Annotated in this window: 1 protein-coding gene and 1 pseudogene; both read right to left on the reverse strand. The window is 70.3% G+C overall.

The features are described 5' to 3' along the window. Positions 1 to 10: 10 nt before the first annotated feature. Entirely contained in the window at positions 11 to 637 is a 627-nt protein-coding gene (locus AB1L88_RS26875; protein ID WP_367099803.1) for an ISAs1 family transposase, read from the reverse strand. After that, a pseudogene (locus AB1L88_RS26880) lies at positions 519 to 1,154 on the reverse strand (ISAs1 family transposase); the annotation flags it as partial. The gene AB1L88_RS26875 and the pseudogene AB1L88_RS26880, both read right to left, overlap by 119 nt. Between the last annotated feature and the right edge of the window lie 46 nt (positions 1,155 to 1,200).

Below are 1,200 nucleotides of genomic sequence, written 5' to 3' on the forward strand. Positions count from 1 at the left end.
CAGGGCCGTTTCATTGTCGGGCGGGCTGGGTCAGGCGTTCGAGTGCCTCAAGGGGATGGACCATGAAGTGGCGCATCGCCTCGGCGACGCTCCGGAAGTCGCTCTGCTTGATCAGATGGATCAGCGTGTTCCGCAATGCGGCCAGCGTCTGGGCCGCGCCGCCTCGGCGGACGCGGCAGGCGTCCTCGCGGAAGCTGCCGTCGCGGACGCCGAAGAGCCGGTTCTCGATCGCCCAGTGCTCCCGGCACCAGTGCAGCAGCTCCGAGGCCGAGGCCTGCTCGGGCCGCAGGCTGGTGATCCCGAAGACCTCCTCGACGGTCGTCACCGCGCCGCAGGTCCGCTCCCGACGCAGCAGGAACACCTGGCCGACGTCCGGCCAGTCCAGGAAGTCATTGAGCCAACTCGTGGCCATCAGGGTGCGGCGCTCGCGGCGGCCGTGCCCCTTGTCGACGTGCGTCGCCGTGCTGAAGGACCGCTCGCGGAGCTGCCGCTGTCGGGGGGGAAAGCGTCGCCGGGGGGGCGAACGCGGCCTCGAGGTCGGCTCGGAGCGTCGGTTGATTGTCCCTGACCGGCAGGAGGTAATCCCCGCCGGCATCGGTGATCGCCCGGCAGACGTCACGATGTGTGAACATGGCATCACCGGTGACGACCTTGCCGTGCAAGGGCAGCACGCCGAGCAGCTCCAGCGCCGCCTTGTGCTCGTTGGTCCTGGCCTCGACCCGCAGTTGGCCGAGCACGGCGGCCACCTCGGGGGCGAAGGCCGTCAGCAGGTGCACCCCGGCGGCCTCCCCGTCGCGGCTGCCCCGCAGGGTCTTGCCGTCGAGGGTCAGCTGCCGCCATCGCTCGTCGGGACAGCGGTCGCGGACCCAGGCGGTCAGGACCGCCTCGACGGCCCGGGTGTCCACCGCGGCGAAGAGCCGGGAGTAGGTGGCCTTGCTCGGCGTCTTCCCGTCGCGGAAGCCGAGCAGGTGGGTCAACCGAGGCCCCCGCAGGCGTCCGAAGTGGGCGATCGCCTCCAGCGAGGTCATGCCCGAGAGCATGGCCACGACGGCCAGGGCGAGCAAGGACGGCAGTGGATAGCGTTGCCCCCGCCGACCGCGTGGGTCGGGCACCTGGGCCAACCGCTCCATCAAGGACAACGTCGCGGTGTTCATCGGAGAGGCTCCCTCCACGGTGATGCACCGCGAAGAATTACTCAAT

Source organism: Tautonia sp. JC769 (genome assembly GCF_040717455.1).
Lineage (GTDB): Bacteria > Planctomycetota > Planctomycetia > Isosphaerales > Isosphaeraceae > Tautonia.

What these genes read in the sequence shown, in the direction of transcription:
- AB1L88_RS26875 (WP_367099803.1), bottom strand. Translation starts at nt 637, where the DNA reads ATGCCATGTTCACACATCGTGACGTCTGCCGGGCGATCACCGATGCCG.